Raw genomic sequence first — 16,527 nt, 5'->3', positions numbered from 1 at the left:
AACCGGGCGGGACTCCGGGGAGTCCGCTCGGTGCGGCTCAGTGGCTGCCGAAGAGCGACCGGCGCAGCCGGCGCAGGGGCGCGAAGAGGGAGACCCGGCTGACGCGGGCGCGCCGGTCGCTGCGCTGACGCACGGTGTCCCGCGCGGTCAGCTCACGCATCAGCGACGTCGCCTCGACCGTCTCCCGCTGCGGTATGGCGGGTCCGCCGAGCACCGCGAGGTGGCGGTCCAGACGCCTGCTGGTCGCACCGCTTCCGCAGGTGATCGCAGGAACCCTGGCCCTGCTGCGCATTGCTATCTGCTCCATGTCACTCCCCACCCGTACGAATCCACCCGGCCCACGGGCAGAGTAACCCTATCGTCCCGGTAGGGCATGCGTGTATCTCGGCCACGGGATTCACCTTCCCCACAAGGCGGTTGATCATCCCTATTTGACTACTCTCCGAATCCGACTGATTTCAGGGTGAGTTGGACAACGGGCTGGCCAGTGGGGTGCGCTGAGCCACCGTTCGGCTCGACCGTCACGGCGAGTGACGCCGAGGACTTGCCGAGGCCCTTGGCGACCAAGGGCGTGTCGCCGTGGAGGAGCCCGAGGGAGCGGGGTTGTGCGCCGGGGCGGGTGAGCCAGAGCTGATGCACACGGCCACCCGAAGGGGTGCCGTATCCGCTCAGGGTGACGACGGCGCGGCCCTCCGACGGGGAGGCGATCACCGCGAGGGCGCGGCCGCGCGCGTCCGTTCCGCCGGCCGTCCGGGCGTCGGGAGCGGCGAGAACGTGGGCGATGTCACGTGCCCGCGCCTGCTCGGCGGCGAGCCGTTCCCCGGTGCGGTGTGCCTGGACCGCGAAGAGCGAGGCGACGACCAGGGCAGCCGCGGCGGTCACGGTGGCGAACGGCACGAACAGGGGGCGCCGTCCCGCGCGCCGGTCGCGGGCGGGCGGCGGCTGGACTCCCCAGACGTGCGGGGGCAGTTGGGCGGCTCGCTGCCGCCCGGCGGGCCGGGGCGCGGGGTCCTGCGGTGTGGTGCGGGCGGCGGCCAGCACCCGCTCGCGCAGGGCGGCCGGGGCGGGGGCGGCGGTGGACCAGGCCAGCCGGACGGCGTCCTCGGACAGTTCGCGGACGTCGGCCGTGCAGCGGCCGCAGCCCGCGAGGTGCTTCTCGAAGCGGCGCCGCTCACCGGGTTCGAGGGCGTCCAGCGCGTAGGGGGCGGCCAGCGAGTGCGGGTCATCGCGGCGCGTCAGCCGGGTGAAGAGACTCACGCGGCACCTCCGAGGCAGCCGCGCAGCCGGGTGAGGCCGTCGCGCATACGGGTCTTGACGGTGCCGAGCGGCAGGGACAGCCGTTCGGCGACCTCGCGGTAGGTGTAGCCGTCGTAGTAGGCGAGGGTGACGGACTGGCGCTGGAGGTCGGTCAGCCGTTTCAGGCAGCGGCGCACCCACTCGCGTTCGAGTCCGGCCTCGACCTCCTCGGTGACGTGGTCGAAGGCGGGTTCCCCGGCGCGCAGGGCCTCGCGCTGCTCGCGTTCGCCGGCCGCGCGGGCGCTGCGCACCCGGTCGACGGCGCGGCGGTGGGCGAGGGTGAGTATCCAGGACAGGCCGCTGCCCCGCGCCGGGTCGAACCGGGCGGCGGAGCGCCACAGTTCGAGCAGCACCTCCTGGACGACCTCCTCGGACTGGGCGGGGTCGCGCACGACCCGCCGGACCAACCCGAACACCGGCCCGGACACCAGCGCGTACAGCTCCTCGAACGCCTGATGGTCGCCGCCCGCCACCCGCACCAGCAAAGCTTCGGCCCCCTCACCCCGGCCGCCATGGCCGCACCCGGCCCTGCCTGTGGCCCCTCGCATCCGCACGAACGCACACCTCCGGCGGTTGATACGGATCGGCGGGCCGAAAACGCGGGTCGGAAACAGGAAAAAGAAAGTTCCTCTGCGGCCAATCCGGATCGGCCGATCGCTCCGTATACCCGTCCGTCAAGCAAGTCGGATTCGAGGACGGACGGCATGACTCTCTTCGCCAGAAGCGGCACGGCACGCAACGGGCTGGTCCCGCTCATCTGCGGCGCACTGGCCGCCGGTGGGCTCGCGGCCGCCGGTGTCGCCACGCTGGAGCCGGGGGCGGCCTCCGCCTCCTCCCACCGGGAGGCCCCGCTGATCTCGGGCACCCCGCAGTACGACAACACCGATCTGTACGCGTTCGTCAGCCCCGACAAGCCGGACACGACGACGATCGTGGCCGACTGGATACCGTTCGAGGAGCCGGCGGGCGGCCCGAACTTCTACACCTTCGCCGACGACGCGCAGTACGACCTGCACATCGACAGCGACGGCGACGCCCAGGACGACCTCCTCTTCCGGTACACCTTGACGACCTCCTCTTCCGGTACACCTTCAAGACGAGGACGAAGAACGGGAAGACGTTCCTGTACAACACCGGGCCCGTCACCAGCCTGGACGACCCCGACCTCAACATCACCCAGACCTACGACCTCGAGCTGGTCCGCATGAAGGGCGGCCACGCGATGTCCCGGACCAAGGTGGCGGACGACGTGCCGGTGGCGCCGTCCAACGTGGGCAAGGCGTCCATGCCGGACTACGGCAAGCTCCGTTCGCAGGCCGTGTACAAGACGGCGGGCGGCGCGGCGACCTTCGCGGGGCAGGCGGACGACCCGTTCTTCCTGGACCTGCGCGTGTTCGACCTGCTGTACGGCGGCAACCTGAGCGAGGTCGGCCGGGACACCCTCAAGGGCTACAACGTCAACACGATCGCCCTCCAGGTCCCCAACGACCTGATCCGGCAGTCGGCCGGCCAGCCGGTCGTCGGCATCTGGTCCACCACCCAGCGCCGCAACGCGCAGGGCTACTACAGCCAGGTCTCCCGCCTCGGCAACCCGCTGGTCAACGAGGTGGTCAACCCGCAAGCGGACAAGGACCGCTTCAACGCGTCCCAGCCCTCGCACGACGCCCAGTTCCTGAAGAACGTCACCAACCCCGAGCTGCCCAAGCTCATCGAGGGCATCTACAAGATCGACGCTCCCGCTGAGCCGCGCAACGACCTGGTCGACGTCTTCCTCAAGGGCGTCAAGGGGCTCAACCAGCCCCCGAACGTGCGCCCTTCGGAGCAGCTGCGGCTGAACACCTCGATCAAGCCGACCATGCACCCCAAGCGGCTCGGTGTGCTGGACGGCGACAACGCGGGCTTCCCCAACGGGCGGCGGCTCACCGACGACGTGATCGACGAGGCCCTCCAGGTCGTCGAGGGTGAACTCCTCGGCGCCAAGAACGACTTGGGTGACGCGGTCGACGCGAACGACAAGAAGTTCGAGAAGTCCTTCCCCTACGTGGCCCAGCCCACGGCGGGTTCGCGCGGCGCGCTGGCCAAGGGCACGACCGCGGGCGCCGATGTGAAGAGCCAGCTCGGTGACGCGCTCAGCCCGGCCTCGGCGGCGGGCGGCACGGACAACACCACGCTGATCGCCGGCTCGGCGGCCGCCGGCGCGGCCGGAATCCTGCTGCTCGGCACCGTCGTCGCCTGGTGGCGCCGCCGGATGCAGCGCGCGTACTGAGCCCTTCCCTCAGCTCCCCAGCGACCGGCACGGCCCGCACCCTTCCCCCACGGCGGGCCGCGCCGGTCTTCCGGACCACCATCAGGCGAACCAGGAGAGGGCAATGGGCCCGCGTACGAATGACGCCCCGCAGGCGAGCGGTGACGAGGAGACCGGCGGCGCGCCGGGCGGGAGCCAGGGACGCCGTACGGCGTGGCGGGTGGCTTCCGCCGCCCTGCTGGCCGTCGCCCTGACCGGTGGCGCGGTCGCGTTCGGGGCCGCCCGGGACGGCGGGCGGGTTGCTCCGGCCCCCGCCTCCGCCGCCATGGACCCCGGCGCGCCGGCGGGCGCCGACCCGGACGCGGCCGTCGCCGCGCTCCAGACGCACCTGAAGGCGCAGCCCAAGGACCACGACAGCTGGGCCACGCTCGGTCTCGCCTATGTGGAACAGGCGCGCACCAAGGGCGACCCCGCCCGGTACCCGCAGGCGCAGGCCGCCCTGAAGCGCTCCCTCGCCCTCGCCCCCGGCAACGACAAGGCGCTTGCCGGGCAGGCGGCCCTCGCCGCGGCCCGCCACGACTTCACGGGCGCCCTCACCGACGCGGACCGCGTCCTGAAGAGCGACCCCTACGACGAACGCGCCCTGTGCTCCCGTATCGACGCCCTGGTCGAACTCGGCCGCTACCCCGAGGCGGCACGAGCCGCCGACACCGCCGACGCGCGCAGGCCGGGCACCCCCGTCTTCACCCGGTACGCCTACGTCCACGAGCTGCGCGGCGACGTCACCACGGCCCGGCGCGTCCTCCAGCAGGCGCTGACCGGCGCGACCTCCCCCGGAGACATCGCCTACGTGGCCACCCAGCTCGGCCAACTCGCCTGGAACCAGGGCGACTACAAGACCGCCCTCACCTACTACGCACGCGCCCTCGCCGCCGACGACACCTACCTCCCCGCGCTGGAGGGCCGGGCCCGCGCCCAGGCGGCGAGCGGTCAACAGGCTCTTGCAATCAAGGGACTTGAAGCGGTGGTCGCCCGCGCCCCGCTGCCCGGCCCGCTGGTCGCCCTCGGGGAGCTGTACGAGGCCCGGGGCGACGCCGGCGACCGGGAGAAGGCGCGCGAGCAGTACACGCTGGTCCAGGCGTGGATCGCGCTGGCCCGCGCCAACGGCGTCGACGCCGACCTCGACACCGCGCTCGCCGCCGCCGACCACGGGGACAAGGCGGCCGCCCTGCGCGCGGCCCGCGCCGAGTGGGCCCGCAGGCACACCGTCCACACGGCCGACGCCCTCGCCTGGGCACTGCATGTGGGCGGCCACGACGAAGAGGCGCTGGCGCACGCCCGCGAGGCCACCGCCACCGGCTACCGCAACGCCTCCTTCCTCTACCACCGGGGCGTGATCGAACTCGCCACCGGCCACGCGAAGGAGGGCCGGGCCTCGCTGGCGGCGGCGCTGAAACTGAACCCCGGCTTCTCCCCGCTGGGCGCCGCCGAGGCCCGCGAGGCACTGGAGGCGGCCAAGTGAGGCTCCACCGTTCCCTCGCCGTCCTCGCGGGTGCCTGCGCCGCCCTGCTCGGCTCCGCCCCGGCGGCGGACGCGCATCCCCTGGGCAACTTCACCGTCAACCGGTACGACGGCCTGGTCGCCGCTCCAGGACAGCTCCGGGTCACCCATGTCGAGGACCTGGCGGAGATCCCGGCGACGCAGGCCAAGCCGGAGCTGGAAAGGCTCGGCACCGCCCGGTGGGCCGAGCTGCGCTGTGCCGAGGCGGCGCGGGGCAGTGAACTCACCGTGGAGGGGCGCCGGGTCACACTCACCGTCTCGGCCGCGCGGGCCCGGCTGCGGCCCGGCCAGGCCGGACTGGACACCCTGCGCCTGGAGTGCGCGGAGTCTGCCCCGCTGCCCAAGGGCGCGACGGTGAGTGTCGGCTTCCGCGGCGCGGGCCTGTCCTCCGGGCCGGGATGGCGGGAGATCACCGCGCGCGGCGACCGGATGACCCTGAGCCGGTCCGACGTGCCGCAGAAGTCGGTCTCGCGTGAACTCACCACCTATCCCACCGACTTGCTGTCCTCCCCCGCCGACACCTCCGCCGCCCGGCTCACCCTCCGGCCGGGCGGGACCGCTCTGGCCGCGGAACGGGACGCGCCGGGCGCCTCGGTGCTGCCGAGGGGCGCCGACCGCTGGACCCAGGCCCTGAACGACCTGGTCGCCCGCCGGGACCTCACCCTCGGCTTCGCCACGCTCGCGCTGCTCATCGCGGTCGCCCTCGGCGCGGCCCACGCGCTCGCGCCGGGGCACGGCAAGACCCTGATGGCCGCCGCGGCGGCGGCACGCGGCGGGCGGGCCCGAATGCGGGACGTCCTCCCGCTGGCCGCCTCGGTCACCGTCACCCACACCCTCGGGGTGGTCGCCCTGGGGCTGCTCGTCACGGCCGGTTCCGCCGCCACACCCTCGGTGGTGGCCTGGCTGGGCGTGGCCAGCGGCGCCCTGGTCCTCGGCGCGGGCGCGAACCTCGTACGCCGGGCCTGGCGGGTGCGGGCGGCCGAGGTGGCGCACACGCACGAGCACGTCCCGGAGTCCGGGGCCGGGCACACCGGCGCGGAGGCGGTGGAGGTGCGGGCGTTGGCGCTGGTGGGTGGCGGTCATGGTGACGGGGCGCATGTGCATGCGCACCATGGCGCGTCACCACATGTGGCGAGCCCACATGGCGCGTCACCACATGTGCCCGACCACCACCACCCGCCCGACCACCACCACCCGCCCAGCCACTCCCACGACGACGACCACACCCACACCCACGACCACACTCACGGTCACGAGCACGCCCATCCCCACCCCCACAAGCACACCCTCGTCCACACTCACGGCGGCCACACCCACTCCCACGCCACGGCCCCCACCCTGAGGGGCACGATCCTGCTCGGCTTCGCGGGCGGCCTCGTCCCCAGCCCCTCCGCCGTGGTCGTACTGGTAGGCGCGGCGGCGCTCGGGCAGGCGTGGTTCGGGCTGCTGCTGGTCGTGGCGTACGGCGCCGGGCTCGCGCTGACGCTGACGGCGGCCGGCTTCGCCGTCGTCCGGCTCGGCTCGGTGGCCGGGCGGCTGCTGGACCGTGACCCCGGGCGCCCCGCCCATCCGCTGGCCGCGCTGGTCCGCCGCACGATCCCGCTGGCGTCGGCGCTGGCCGTGCTGGTCCTGGGCGCCGGGTTGATGCTCAAGGGGGTCGCAACCGCTCTCGGCTGAGCTACTTTGTTCAGGAATCGCGCGACTTGCCATGGGGGGCGCCCGTGTCCGAAGAGCAGGGACGCGATCGGTTGATCGCGGGCCGCTATCGTCTGCTGTCCCCGCTGGGCGAGGGCGGCATGGGCACGGTGTGGCGCGCGTACGACGAGGTGCTGCAGCGTGAGGTGGCCGTCAAGGAGGTACGGGCCCCGGCCGGGCTGCCCGCCCCGGACGTGGAGCGGATGTACGCCCGCCTGGAGCGCGAGGCGTGGGCGGCGGCCCGGGTCGCCCATCCCAACGTGGTCACGGTGTACGACGTGGCGATGGAGGGCGGCCGCCCCTGGATCGTGATGGAGCTGGTGCGCGGCCGCTCCCTCGCCGACACCCTGGAGACGACTGGCCCGCTGTCCGTGCCGGACGCCGCCCACGTCGGCGCGGAAGTGCTGGACGCCCTGCGTGCCGCGCACGACGTCGGGGTGCTGCACCGGGACGTGAAGCCGGCCAATGTGCTGCTGTCCGACGACGGCCGCGTGGTGCTGACCGACTTCGGCATCGCCTCGGTCGAAGGCAGTTCGGCGCTGACCATGGCCGGAGAGGTGATCGGCTCACCCGAATTCCTCTCCCCGGAAAGGGCGTTGGGCCGGACCCCCGGCCCGGAGTCGGACCTGTGGTCCCTGGGTGTGCTGCTGTACGCGGCGGTGGAGGGTGGCTCGCCGTTCCGCCAGGACACCCCGCTCTCCACCCTGCGCGCCGTGGTGGAGGACCCGCCGCCGCCCCCACGCCGGGCGGGCCCGCTCGAACCGGTCATCGAGGGCCTGCTCCGCAAGGAGCCCGAGGAGCGACTGCCCGCCGAACGAGCCGCGCGTGACCTGCGGTTGATCGCGGCCGGGGGCACACCCACGACCCGTGTGCAGCACCTGCCGCCTCCGCCGCCGACCGTGCCGCTGCCGGACGGGGACCCCGGTCCCGGCCCGTCGGCACGGGGCCGCCGCGCGGGCGTCGTACTGGTCGTCGGCGTGCTCGCGCTGGCCCTCGCGCTGGCCGGGCTGACGTACACCCTGCTGAACCGGGACGACGGTGACCGGAACGAGGGCGGGGGCACCCCGAGCCCGACCCTGACGACCGATGGGCCCCGCTCCCCCGCGCCCACCAGCCACGCGCAGTCGCCGTCACCATCGACGTCGAGGAGCAGCGCCTCACCGAGCAGCGAACCCGCGCAGTCGGTGCGGGTGTCGCTGACCGGGGCGCACACGGAGTACGAGGGGAGTTGCCCGCCGCCGGAAGCCGGGTCACCGGTGTTCACCGCGACGTTCACCGTGGGCAGGCTGCCCGCCGAGGTGCGCTACCGGTGGAAGCTCAGGCACGGATCGTTCGAGGGCGAGGAGTGGCGGACGCTGTCGTTCCCGGAGGGCGGGGAGCGGACGAAGCGGGCGCGGGTGACCGTGCGGACGGACGACGAGGACGGCACGTCGGAGAACGCGGTCGCCGTGGAGGTGCGCGAGCCGGTGCGGGTCACGTCCGACGAGGTGCCGTTCTCGGTGACGTGCCGTACGGCGACGGAGACCCCGTCGGACGGGGCCTCCGCTTCATCCTCGGGCACACCCTGACATTTCATTCGTGCGAGTGAGTCCCGTACGGCTCGCTTTGACGGGCTCACCCTGGTGGACCGGGTGGCTCAGGCGGCGTTGGTGAGCACGGGGAGGTAGCCGCCGGACTGTCCGGCCGCGGTCGGGTGGTACGACTCGCCGATGTTGGTCCAGTTGACGCTGTGCAGCCAGGAGTTGCTGGAGCAGATCTCGTGGCCGGTGAAGGTGGTGCGGACGTCGCCGAAGACGAAGCCGTGGGCCTGGGCGCGCTTCTGGATGGCGCTGTTCATGTAGTCGGACGCGCTGTTGATGGCGGAGCGCTTGGTCTCGGAGAGACCGAGGCAGCTCTGGCCGAGGAGGTAGAAGCGCGGGTAGCCGATGACGACCACGCGGGCGGAGGGGGACCTGGCGCTGATCGCGTTGTACACGGCGTCGAGCTTGCCGGGCAGCGTGGAGTCGATGTAGGCGCGGGCGGTGTTGATCCGGGACAGGCAGGTGCTGTCGGACTGGATGACACAGGTGGTCATGACGTCGGCGAAGCCGGCGTCGTTGCCGCCGATGGTGATGGACACCAGGCCGGTGGCGGAGTTGAGCGAGCCGAGCTGGCCCGCGAGCACGTCGTCCGTGCGGGCGCCCGAACAGGCGTTGAAGGCGAACGAGGACGGGCCGTGCGCGGCGTTCCAGAGGTAGGGGTACGCCTTGGTGCTGCGGTCGCAGTCGCCGCTGGAGCTGATGTAGCTGCCCGCTCCGACCCCGGAGGAGTAGGAGTCGCCGAGCGCCACATAGCCGCCGGTGGCGGCCTGCGACGGAGCGGCGCCGGCGAAGGTGAGGCCGGTGGCGAGGAGGAGTGAAGTCACGTATGCCGCAATTCGGGTACGTCTCATGGAACCTCCCTTTAGCAGGATCTCTGCCACAACTTTGGTACCAGCTACGCGCGTTGACGGGAAGTGTCCATGCCAAAACAATTTCGCCCTCAACCACGCATCGACAGAATCGGCCCCGGACCCTCACCGTCCCGCATATTGCGGGTACGCCTCCGATCTGTTGACGACCCGCCACATAGCACATGACGTAGGTGGGTTCGGGCAGATTTCCCCAGAAGGGGTATGTGGGGAGGGGTCGTCTTGACGGCCTCGGAGCGGCTGGGCCACATTGAAGCCCGGCATCCGGCGCGTCGGGGGGCAAAGTCGGCCCATGCGGTCCTCAACTGGCAACAGAACCACAGCAGATGGCGAAGGCAGAGAGCAGGCGGGACCGGGGAGGGACCTGCCACCGCTGCTCGCCGGAGCAGCGACCGGCACCGCCGCGTGCGGCGCGCTGCTCGCACTCATGGACTCCGGCTCACCACTGCGCGGACCGTGCGCGCTGTTCTTCCTGCTCGCCGCACCCGCCCTGGCCATCGCCCTGGCGCTGCGCGGGCTGGACCCCTTCGGCCGGCTGGTCACCGCGCTCGCGGGCGCGGTGGCGGTCGACATGCTGGTCGCCCAGGCCATGTTGACCGTGCACCGCTGGTCGGTGACGGGCGGGATCGTGGCCGTGACCGTGCTCAGCCTGCTGCTCCTCCTGGCTGTCCAGGTACGGCGGCGGGCGAGTTCACGGGAGGGGCCGCCGAAGGGAGTAAAACAGGCCAAAGTTTCGTAACGGCCAAACCAACTGATTCGTGAGACCACGTCCAGGTCTTGCGATTCTGCTTCTATCGTCAATACCGTCGTACATCTCACCCACATCGGTCCGTCGCCACACGGTTCAGGGGAGGGCTCGGAGCCGTGACGTACCGGGGTGAGGCGCGGTAGGGGGGTGCCGTGCTCGGTGACCGCACCAGGTGACCGGGCCGTGCCGCGCGACCGGCTGTCCCTGATCTCTCAGGGGGCCCGGTCAGCTTTGCCAGCTCGTCTTCCGGCCCGGAGAGCGTTTCGCCGTGCCGCGACCAAGGGCGAGAACCCCCCTTTCGAACCGGACACACAGCCGGGCCGCCCGGGGGCGGGCGGTCCACCGGACGAGAGGGACCACAGTCATGAGTTCTGTTCTGCGCACGCCGGGTCCGGACCAGGAGCCGCTGCTCGCGGCCCACTACCGGCCCATCTCCTCGCATCTGGCGATCACTCCGCCGGTGAGCGTGGTGATCCCCGCCATGAACGAGGCGGAGAACCTGCCGTACGTCTTCAAGACGCTGCCGGACTGGATTCACGAAGTGGTCCTGGTCGACGGCGACTCCACCGACGACACCGTGGACGTGGCCCGCTCGCTGTGGCCGGACGTGAAGGTCGTCGCCCAGCGCGGCAAGGGCAAGGGGGACGCCCTGATCAGCGGGTTCGAGGCGGCCTCCGGCGACATCATCGTGATGGTCGACGCGGACGGCTCGGCCGACGGCAACGAGATCGTCTCCTACGTCTCCGCGCTGGTCTCCGGCGCCGACTTCGCCAAGGGCTCCCGCTTCGCCAACGGCGGCGGCACCGACGACATGACCTTCATCCGCAAGCTCGGCAACTGGGCGCTGTGCACGGTCGTCAACCGCAAGTTCGGCGCCCGCTACACCGACCTCTGCTACGGCTACAACGCCTTCTGGCGGCACTGCCTGGACAAGATCGACCTGGACTGCACCGGCTTCGAGGTCGAGACGCTGATGAACATCAGAGTGGTCAAGGCCGGGCTGAAGGTGCAGGAGATCCCCAGCCACGAGTACCTCCGCATCCACGGCACGAGTAATCTGCGCGCCGTGCGGGACGGGCTGCGGGTCCTCAGAGTCATCCTCCAGGAGCGCTCCAACCGCCGTGCGCTGCGCCGGGGACGGCGCTCGCCGCTGACGGACTCCCGGCGGGGAGAGACGTCTTGACCGCTCCGGACATCTCCGTCGTGATCTGTGTGTACACCGAGGACCGCTGGGAGGACATCCTCGCGGCGGTCGCCTCGGTGCGCGGCCAGTCCCGCCCCGCGCTGGAGACACTCCTGGTCGTGGACCACAACACCGCCCTGCTGGACCGGCTGGCCCACGAGTACAAGGAGCCGGTCGCGGCCGGTGCCGTCCGGGTGCTCGCCAACGCCGGTCCGCGCGGTCTGTCCGCCGGACGCAACACCGGTGTGGCCGCGTCCCGGGGCGAGGTGATCGCCTTCCTCGACGACGACGCCGTGGCCGAGCGGGACTGGCTGCGCCACTTCGCCGAGGGGTACGCCGACCCGCGCGTCCTGGCGGTCGGCGGCCGGACCGAGCCCGTGTGGGCTTCGGGGCGGCGGCCGGCCTGGTTCCCGGAGGAGTTCGACTGGGTGGTGGGCTGCACGTACCGGGGTCTGCCGCCCGGCCGGGTCCGGGTGCGCAACGTGCTGGGCGGCAACGCCTCCTTCCGGCGGACCGCGTTCGACGTGGCGGGCGGGTTCGCCACCGGTATCGGCCGGGACGGCGACCGGCGCCCGCTGGGCTGTGAGGAGACGGAGCTGTGCATCCGCCTCAGCCGCGCCCGGCCCGACGCCGTACTCCTCATCGACGACCGCGCGGTGATCCACCACCGGGTGCCCGAGGTCCGCGAGCGCTTCGCGTACTTCCGCACCCGCACCTATGCCGAGGGCCTGTCCAAGGCGCTGGTGGCACAGAGTGTGGGTGCGTCGAAGGGGCTGGAGTCCGAACGCCGTTACACCACCCGGGTGTTGCCCGCCGGCATCGCGCGCGGGCTGCGTGACGCCCTGTTCGGCCGGCCGGGCGGCGCGGGGCGCGCGGGCGCGATCGTGGCGGGGGTGCTCACCGCGGCCGGCGGTTACGTCGTCGGCAGTGTGCGCGCCCGGCGCGGCGGGGCCCGGTTCACGGTGCCGTCGGTGGAGGTGGGGGGATGACCGGGACGGGGGTACCGATCCTGATGTACCACGCGGTGGCGGCGGCGCCCAATGACGCGACCCGCGCCCTCTCGGTCGCGCCCGAGGCGTTCGCGGAGCAGATGGCGCTCATCGGCGACCTGGGTCTGACCCCGCTCACCACCGCGACGCTCGCGGCCCACTGGCGCTACCGGCGCCCGCTGCCCGCCCGGCCGGTGCTGATCACCTTCGACGACGGCTACGAGGGCGTCCACCGGCACGCCCTGCCGGTGCTCGCCAAGCACGGTTTCCCCGCCACGCTGTTCGCCTCCACCGGCTGGATCAGGGGTCCCTACGACACCGGGGGCGGCCTGGACGCCATGCTCGACTGGTCCCAGGTGCGCGAACTCGCGGACAGCGGTGTGGAGATCGGCGGCCACAGCCACAGTCATCCGCAGCTCGACCAGCTGGACGACGTCTCGCTCGCCGCCGAGCTGGAGCACAGCACCGGCATCCTCACCGACGAACTGGGCCCGCGCCCGCTGTCGTTCGCCTACCCCTACGGCTACTCCAGCCGCCGGGTCCGTCAGGCCGTGCGGGAGGCCGGGTACACCCAGGCACTGGCGGTCGGCAACGCGCTGGCCCGGCGCGGGCAGGGCCCGTACGCGCTCAGACGGGTCACCGTGCGGCGTGCCACGGGTGTGACCGAGTTCGAGCGGCTGCTCCAAGGCCGTTCCGTCGCACGGGACTTCGCCAGGGACCGTGCGCTGACCAAGGGATACGCACTCGTGCGAAGAGCACGCCAGGTCTGCCGGAAGGCCATCCGCTCCCGTGTCTGACACGACCACCGCCCAAGAGGCCGCCCCGGCCGTGTCCGCGCCGGGGCGCCGCCCGCGACTGCCCGTGCTGGAGCGCGTGTTCGGCGGCAACCCGCTGTTCCGCAACGCCTACGCGCTGATGCTGAACACCGGCATCTCCGCCGTCCTCGGTCTCGGCTTCTGGCTGGCGGCGGCGCGCTACTACTCCGAGTCGGCGGTCGGGCAGGGCTCGGCCGCCATCGCCGCGATGAAGCTCCTCGCCGGGCTGACCGCGGTGACGCTGACCGGTGCCCTGGCCCGCTTCATCCCGGTCGCGGGACGCTCTACCGCCCGGCTCATCTTCCGTATCTACGCCGGCAGTTCGCTGGTGGTGGCGGTGGCGGCGGGGGTGTTCCTGCTGACGCTGGACGCGTGGGGGCCCTCGTACCGGTTCCTGCACGGGCCGGTGAGCGGGCTCGGCTTCGTCGCGGCGGTGGTGGCCTGGAACGTGCTCACCCTCCAGGACGGGGTGCTGACGGGGCTGCGCAGCGCACCCTGGGTGCCGGTGGGCAACTCCGTGTTCTCGGCGGTGAAGCTCGGACTGCTGGTGGCGTTCGCGGTGGCGATCCCGGCCTCCGGGGTCTTCGTGTCCTGGGTCGCGGCCATCGCGACCTCGGTGATCCCGCTGGGCTGGCTGGTGTTCCGGCGGCTGGTCCCCCGGCACACGGCGGCGACCGAGGGGCGGGCGCATCCCCCGACGCTGCGGCAGATCGGCCGGTTCCTCGCCGGCGACTACACCGGCTCGCTGTTCTCGCTCGGGGTGGTCTACCTCGTCCCGGTGATCATCGCGTCGCAGGTCAGCGCCGAGGACAACGCGTACTTCTACATCACCACCACCATCGGCGGCACGACCAACCTGCTCGCCATCAACATGGGTGCCTCGCTCACGGTGGAGGGCTCGCACGACCCGGCGCGGCTGGCCGCCAACACCCGGGCGGCGCTGAGGCGGATGGCCCGGATCATGCTGCCGGTCGCGGGCGTGCTGTTCGTCGGCGCGCCGTGGATTCTCGGTGTGTTCGGCGCCGGGTACGCGGACGCGGCGACCCCGCTGCTGCGCTGGTTCGCGGTCGGCGCGGTGCTGCGGGTGGTGATGGAGACCTACTTCGCGGTGCTCCGGGCGCAGAGCCGGACCGCCGGACTCGCCTGGCTCCAGGGGCTGTTGTGCGCGCTGGTGCTGGGCCTGACCCTGCTGCTCCTGCCCCGGATGGGGCTGACCGGCGCGGGTGTCGCGGAGATCTCCAGCCTGGCGGTGATCGTGGCGATCGCCGCGCCGCGGCTGTGGCGCGTCATCCGGCCCGGCCCCGTGACCGCGTCCCCGGACGGCGATCTGGCCGACCTCGGCCCCGGCGAGGCGACCCCGGCAGGGACCACCCGGCGGGCGCCCTCCTGGGCGGTGGACGCGGACGAGGAGGCAAAGGAAGTGGACTCGGTGGACGCGTCCTTCGAAGTGGCCCTGCCCGAAGAGGGGTTGAGGAAGCGAGAGCCCGTCAGGGAGGACACTCCCCCGCGCCGCCGTTCCCTGGCGCCGACCCGGACCGGTGTGCTCCTCGGCTGCCTCCTGATCGCCGCGCTGGTGCTCTACTGGGTGCCCGCGCTGCGGCTGGGCGACGCCGACCTGGACGGGATGGGCGGCCTCGGTCTGGTCTCGGTGCTGCCACTGCCGACGCTGGTCGGAGCGGCGCTGCTGGTCACGGTGTTCGCCGCGCTGCTCTGGCTGCGCCGGGAGCACCGGGCGCTGCTGCTGCTCACCCTGGTGGCGACGGTGGTGTCGCTGCACGCGCTGCCCGCCGTGATCGAGAGCGCGCCGAGGTTCCCCACGGCGTGGCAGCACCTGGGCTTCCTCGACCACATCGACCGCACCGGGTCGACCGTGCCCGACCTGGACGCCCGCTGGAGCTGGCCGGGCTTCTTCGCGGTCACCGCGTTCGTCGCCCAGGCGTGCGGGGTGTCCGACCTCACCGAGGTGATCCGCTGGTGGCCGACGGCCATCCAACTCGCCTATCTGGCACCGATGTTCCTGCTGACCCGGTCGCTGCGGGCGAGCTGGCGGGCCCGGTGGACCGGGGTGTGGCTGTTCGCGCTGAGCGGCTGGGTCGGGCAGGACTACTTCTCCCCGCAGGGCTTCACCTATCTGCTGTACCTGGTGTTCGTGGCGGTCCTGCTGGTGTGGTTCCGGGCCCCGCACATGATCTGGGCCCGGTTCCGGCCCGGCGAGGCCGAGGTGGAGCCCACCGACCGGCGTCAACGGGTCGTGCTGCTGCTGGTGTTGATCGCCCTGTTTCTGGCCTGCGTACCGGCCCACCAGCTCACCCCGTTCGTGATGCTCGGGGTGCTCGCGGCCCTGGTGCTGCTCGGCCGGTGCGAACTGCGCGGGCTGCCGCTGCTGTTCGCGGTGGTGGTGGCGGTGTGGGTCGGCTTCATGGCGGAGCCGTACTGGTCGGGGCACTTCGATGAGCTGTTCGGTGGGCTCGGCGGGGTCGGCGGCAATGTGTCGACCTCGGTCTCCGGCCGTATCCAGGGCGGGAGTTCGACCCACAAGCTGGTGCTGTACACCCGTGTGCTGCTGGCCGGTTCGGTGCTGGCGCTGGCCTGCTGGGGCTGGTGGCGGCGGCGCGAGCACGGCTACCGAGAACGCTCGCTGCTGGTCCTGGCGTTCGTGCCGTTCCTGGGCTTCGGCATGCAGTCGTACGGCGGTGAGATGGCGCTGCGTGTCTTCATGTTCGCGCTGCCGGGTGCCGCCTTGCTGGGCGCGCTCGCCCTGTTTCCGCGTACCGGGGTGAGCGGGAAGGAGCGGGAGCGGGACCGGGTGAGCCTGGCCGCGCCGGCCGCGCTGCTGGCGGGGCTGCTGCTGATCGGCGGTTTCCTGGTGGCCCGCTGGGGCAACGAGCCGTTCGAGCGGACCCGGCCCGGCGAGGTCGCGGCGATGGACTGGGTGTACGCCCATGACAAGCCGACCGTACGGCTGCTGTGGCTGACCACGGACACGGTGAACGACGTGACTCCGGCGCTGCCCTGGGGTGCGCGGGACATGGAGCGGGTGACCTATGTGCCGACGCTCGCACCGACCGACCCGGTGCTGGTGTCCGGGCTGGTCAAGGCGCTCAGGGACGCGGGCCCGAACTCGTATCTGATGGTCAACGAGAGCCAGGTCCGCTATCTGGAGCTGGACGCGGGCTATTCGGCGGCCTGGGAGTCCCGGCTGACCCGCACGCTGGACGGTCGTGCGGAGCTGTCCAAGGTCCTGGTGAACGAGGACGCGACCGTGTACGCGCTGCGCGGGGGCGGGTCTGCGCCGGTGCCTGAGCCGGACCCCGGTCCGATCGGGCCGCAGATCACCTGGACGCCGTGGTCGGTGGTGGGTGCGCTGGCCGCCGCCGTGCTGATCCTGCTGCTGGCCGGGCGTGAGGTGCTGCGGGTGGCGGCCCGGCCGAGCGTGGGCGGGCTGCGCCGGGTCCAGGGCGGGTTCTGGTTCGCGCTGCCGCTGCTGGCGGTGGTGCTGGCCTCGCTGGTGCAGCGGTTCCTGACGATGAGCTGAGGGGCGGGGTGG

The 16,527-nt window shown here is 72.4% G+C and carries 12 protein-coding genes and 1 pseudogene; 9 read left to right on the top strand and 4 right to left on the bottom strand.

What is annotated here, in order from left to right; genetic code table 11:
* Positions 1 to 37: 37 nt before the first annotated feature.
* The 3 genes from ACIGA3_RS19095 to ACIGA3_RS19085 all read right to left on the bottom strand — a co-directional run bounded on the left by ACIGA3_RS19095 (position 38) and on the right by ACIGA3_RS19085 (position 1,844).
* A complete protein-coding gene (locus ACIGA3_RS19095; RefSeq protein ID WP_384357409.1) occupies positions 38 to 307 on the bottom strand; it encodes a hypothetical protein in 270 nt (89 codons plus the stop codon).
* A 128-nt stretch (positions 308 to 435) separates the two neighbouring features.
* Entirely contained in the window at positions 436 to 1,257 is an 822-nt protein-coding gene (locus ACIGA3_RS19090) for an anti-sigma factor domain-containing protein (protein ID WP_399716837.1), read from the bottom strand.
* Complete coding sequence (locus ACIGA3_RS19085; protein WP_399716834.1) at positions 1,254 to 1,844, bottom strand: sigma-70 family RNA polymerase sigma factor; 591 nt, start codon at positions 1,842 to 1,844, stop codon at positions 1,254 to 1,256. The genes ACIGA3_RS19090 and ACIGA3_RS19085 overlap by 4 nt, the downstream gene beginning before the upstream one ends.
* Positions 1,845 to 2,000: 156 nt before the next feature.
* On the opposite strand from ACIGA3_RS19085, the pseudogene ACIGA3_RS19080 reads away from it, so the two are divergent.
* The 4 genes and pseudogenes from ACIGA3_RS19080 to ACIGA3_RS19065 all read left to right on the top strand — a co-directional run bounded on the left by ACIGA3_RS19080 (position 2,001) and on the right by ACIGA3_RS19065 (position 8,364).
* Positions 2,001 to 3,562 (top strand): annotated as a pseudogene (locus ACIGA3_RS19080) (DUF4331 domain-containing protein).
* A 103-nt stretch (positions 3,563 to 3,665) separates the two neighbouring features.
* Entirely contained in the window at positions 3,666 to 5,063 is a 1,398-nt protein-coding gene (locus tag ACIGA3_RS19075; RefSeq protein ID WP_399716832.1) for a tetratricopeptide repeat protein, read from the top strand.
* The gene (locus ACIGA3_RS19070) at positions 5,060 to 6,778 is read left to right on the top strand and encodes a nickel transporter (RefSeq protein WP_399716829.1); all 1,719 of its coding nucleotides are present in this window, start codon (positions 5,060 to 5,062) and stop codon (positions 6,776 to 6,778) included. Before ACIGA3_RS19075 ends, ACIGA3_RS19070 begins: the two co-directional genes overlap by 4 nt.
* A gap of 44 nt (positions 6,779 to 6,822) precedes the next feature.
* Positions 6,823 to 8,364, top strand: a complete 1,542-nt coding sequence (locus ACIGA3_RS19065; protein ID WP_399716826.1) for a serine/threonine-protein kinase — start codon at positions 6,823 to 6,825, stop codon at positions 8,362 to 8,364.
* A 68-nt stretch (positions 8,365 to 8,432) separates the two neighbouring features.
* Here ACIGA3_RS19065 and ACIGA3_RS19060 read toward each other — a convergent pair whose 3' ends face one another.
* Positions 8,433 to 9,227, bottom strand: a complete 795-nt coding sequence (locus tag ACIGA3_RS19060; RefSeq protein ID WP_399716823.1) for an SGNH/GDSL hydrolase family protein — start codon at positions 9,225 to 9,227, stop codon at positions 8,433 to 8,435.
* A gap of 310 nt (positions 9,228 to 9,537) precedes the next feature.
* Here ACIGA3_RS19060 and ACIGA3_RS19055 point away from each other — a divergent pair, with 310 nt between their 5' ends.
* The 5 genes from ACIGA3_RS19055 to ACIGA3_RS19035 all read left to right on the top strand — a co-directional run bounded on the left by ACIGA3_RS19055 (position 9,538) and on the right by ACIGA3_RS19035 (position 16,515).
* Positions 9,538 to 9,984: a hypothetical protein gene (locus tag ACIGA3_RS19055; RefSeq protein ID WP_399716821.1), complete on the top strand. Its 447-nt coding sequence runs from the start codon at positions 9,538 to 9,540 to the stop codon at positions 9,982 to 9,984.
* A 373-nt stretch (positions 9,985 to 10,357) separates the two neighbouring features.
* The gene (locus tag ACIGA3_RS19050) at positions 10,358 to 11,176 is read left to right on the top strand and encodes a glycosyltransferase family 2 protein (RefSeq protein WP_399716819.1); all 819 of its coding nucleotides are present in this window, start codon (positions 10,358 to 10,360) and stop codon (positions 11,174 to 11,176) included.
* The gene (locus ACIGA3_RS19045) at positions 11,173 to 12,165 is read left to right on the top strand and encodes a glycosyltransferase family 2 protein (protein WP_399716817.1); all 993 of its coding nucleotides are present in this window, start codon (positions 11,173 to 11,175) and stop codon (positions 12,163 to 12,165) included. The genes ACIGA3_RS19050 and ACIGA3_RS19045 overlap by 4 nt, the downstream gene beginning before the upstream one ends.
* Entirely contained in the window at positions 12,162 to 12,962 is an 801-nt protein-coding gene (locus ACIGA3_RS19040) for a polysaccharide deacetylase family protein (protein ID WP_399716814.1), read from the top strand. The genes ACIGA3_RS19045 and ACIGA3_RS19040 overlap by 4 nt, the downstream gene beginning before the upstream one ends.
* Positions 12,955 to 16,515 (top strand): lipopolysaccharide biosynthesis protein, encoded by a 3,561-nt coding sequence (locus tag ACIGA3_RS19035; protein WP_399716811.1) that lies wholly within the window; start codon positions 12,955 to 12,957, stop codon positions 16,513 to 16,515. The genes ACIGA3_RS19040 and ACIGA3_RS19035 overlap by 8 nt, the downstream gene beginning before the upstream one ends.
* The last annotated feature ends 12 nt before the right edge of the window (positions 16,516 to 16,527 follow it).

The sequence above is a fragment of the Streptomyces sp. NPDC085596 genome (genome assembly GCF_044541565.1).
In the GTDB taxonomy this organism is placed as follows: domain Bacteria; phylum Actinomycetota; class Actinomycetes; order Streptomycetales; family Streptomycetaceae; genus Streptomyces.
Note: the sequence above shows the minus strand (reverse complement) of the source record. Positions and strands in the feature narration are given on the sequence as shown.

Coding starts and splice junctions, on each gene's coding strand:
- ACIGA3_RS19060 (WP_399716823.1), bottom strand. CDS start 9,227: ATGAGACGTACCCGAATTGCGGCATACGTGACTTCACTCCTCCTCGCC.
- ACIGA3_RS19095 (WP_384357409.1), bottom strand. CDS start 307: ATGGAGCAGATAGCAATGCGCAGCAGGGCCAGGGTTCCTGCGATCACC.
- ACIGA3_RS19085 (WP_399716834.1), bottom strand. CDS start 1,844: ATGCGAGGGGCCACAGGCAGGGCCGGGTGCGGCCATGGCGGCCGGGGT.
- ACIGA3_RS19050 (WP_399716819.1), top strand. CDS start 10,358: ATGAGTTCTGTTCTGCGCACGCCGGGTCCGGACCAGGAGCCGCTGCTC.
- ACIGA3_RS19075 (WP_399716832.1), top strand. CDS start 3,666: ATGGGCCCGCGTACGAATGACGCCCCGCAGGCGAGCGGTGACGAGGAG.
- ACIGA3_RS19040 (WP_399716814.1), top strand. CDS start 12,162: ATGACCGGGACGGGGGTACCGATCCTGATGTACCACGCGGTGGCGGCG.
- ACIGA3_RS19055 (WP_399716821.1), top strand. CDS start 9,538: ATGCGGTCCTCAACTGGCAACAGAACCACAGCAGATGGCGAAGGCAGA.